This window comes from Bellilinea sp., from assembly GCF_034432615.1.
Taxonomy (GTDB): Bacteria; Chloroflexota; Anaerolineae; order Anaerolineales; family Anaerolineaceae; genus Bellilinea.
In genome coordinates this window covers 1-1,908 of sequence record NZ_DAOUBL010000157.1, presented here as the reverse complement: position 1 = coordinate 1,908, position 1,908 = coordinate 1, and the positions used below count along the sequence as shown (strand labels likewise).

The following is a 1,908-nucleotide window of genomic DNA, read 5'->3' as shown; positions in this document are numbered from 1 at the left end:
CCCCCCGCTGCCTTGCTGGCAGTGACCAACGAAGCCGACAGCCCGCTGGCACAGGCAGCCCATTTTTACCTGCCGCTGAACGCCGGCAGTGAATTTACTGTCAGCACCCGCACTTACCTGAATACCCTCGCGGTGATGGGGCTGGCTGCAGCGCAATTGTTGGGTGAGCCAATTCAGGCAGAATTGGATTCCTTTTACGCGGCTGCCGATGCTGCCGAAAGTTACTTACAGCGGCTGGATGATCACTTTCAAGCCCTTCGGCAGCTGGCTGAGACTCTGCAAATGCTGCTGCTGGTAGGGCGCGGCAGCTCGCTGGCCGCGGCTTTCAACGGGGCATTGGTGCTGAAAGAGGCTGCTAAATTCCCTGCCGAAGGGATGAGCGCAGCACAGTTCCGCCACGGACCATTTGAACTGGTGGATGCTGCTTTCTGTGCGGCGGTTTTTGGCTGCGATGAAGTCACCCGCAGCCTGAACCTCAATCTGGCAAACGACATTCTGCGCCACGGCGGGCGGGTGGTTTGGATTGACTCTCAACCTGCGCCTGACCTGGCGGCATGGGTCATCCCTCCTGTCTCGCCGCATGCCCGTCCGGTACTGGAGATTTTACCCATTCAGGTATTGAGCATTGTGCTGGCTGAGCGGCGCGGCTTTGTGCCCGGTCAGTTCCGTCATCTGGGCAAGGTGGTGCTTCAGGAATAAAATAAGACAAAAACGGAGAAAACCTGATGAAAATCCTGATTGCAACCGACATGGAAGGGGCTTCCGGCGTGGTGCATTTCGACCAGACCGACCCCAGCCACGCTGAATACGCCCGCTTCCGCCGCCTGCTGACCGGAGATGTCAACGCAGCCATCCAGGGAGCCGCTGCTGCCGGCGCAACCGATTTCATCGTCGCCGATGGTCACTGGAACGGCAGCAACATCCTCATCGAAGAACTCGACCCGCGCGCCCAATTATTTGCCGGCAGCCCAACCCCGTGGGGCATGGTGGACGGCGCGGATCAGGGGGTGGATGCGGCACTGTTCATCGGCTATCACGCCCGGGCCGGCACCCAAAACGCCATTCTGGATCACACCTGGTCAAGTGTGCGGGTGTTCAATGTCTGGCTGAACGGCCGGCTGGTGGGTGAGTTTGGGCTGAATGCGGCGGTTTGCGGTCATTTTGGCGTACCGGTGCTGATGGTTTCCGGCGATCAGGCCGTGTGTGCCGAAGCCGCCGAATGGGTTGCCGGCATCGAAACCGCGGTGGTCAAAACCGCTGGCGGAAGGATGAGCGCGCAATGCCTGCCACTCGAAACTGCCCGCCGCGTCATCCGCGAAACGGCTGAACGCGCCATGCGTCGGCTGATTGCCGGGGACGCCCCCGCTCCCCTGCGCGTGGACACGCCGGTCAACATTGAAATCGAGTTCCACTACCCGCAAATGGTGGATAACGCCGCGCTGTTGCCCGGCAGCCAGCGCTTGGACGGCAGAAAGATTGCTTATCGTGCTGCCGACATGCTGGAAGCCTACCGCGCCTTCCGCGCCGCCGTCGGCCTGGCAGGCCGATGAGTTAATTTAACGTGGGTTCGGGATAAGCACAAACCGCGGTGAGCAGCAATATACCCACCCACCTCCCCCAATATCGCAGAAGCGATATTGGGGGAGGCGCAGGAGGGGGAAAAATTCTAAATCGGATGAAAAAAGGATTTATTCCGAACTGACGTTAATTTAGAAAAGTCATTCAATTTCGTTTGATTGTGCCGGGTATGGGCATAAATCGCGCAGCGGACAGCGCGGGCAGTCCGGCTTGCGGGCATGGCACACCTCGCGCCCCAGCCGAATCAGGTTGAGGTGAGCCGGGCCGTAATCTTCCGGCGGGAAAAGCGCGGCGAGATGGTCATGCGCCTGCTCCACCGTCATAGCGGGG

The 1,908-nt window shown here is 60.0% G+C and carries 3 protein-coding genes; 2 read left to right on the top strand and 1 reads right to left on the bottom strand.

Annotation, left to right across the window (positions count from 1 at the left end; translation table 11 throughout):
• A partial coding sequence (locus VAE48_RS07525) for an SIS domain-containing protein (RefSeq protein ID WP_322792703.1) occupies positions 1–699 on the top strand: 699 nt, incomplete at its 5' end.
• A 26-nt stretch (positions 700–725) separates the two neighbouring features.
• On the top strand, positions 726–1,550 hold the full coding sequence (locus VAE48_RS07520) for a M55 family metallopeptidase (protein ID WP_322792702.1): 825 nt from the start codon (positions 726–728) through the stop codon (positions 1,548–1,550).
• Between the two features lie 168 nt (positions 1,551–1,718).
• Here VAE48_RS07520 and VAE48_RS07515 read toward each other — a convergent pair.
• The coding region (locus VAE48_RS07515; RefSeq protein WP_322792701.1) for a hypothetical protein at positions 1,719–1,908 on the bottom strand (190 nt) is incomplete at its 5' end.

What these genes read in the sequence shown, in the direction of transcription:
- VAE48_RS07520 (WP_322792702.1), top strand. Translation starts at nt 726, where the DNA reads ATGAAAATCCTGATTGCAACCGACATGGAAGGGGCTTCCGGCGTGGTG.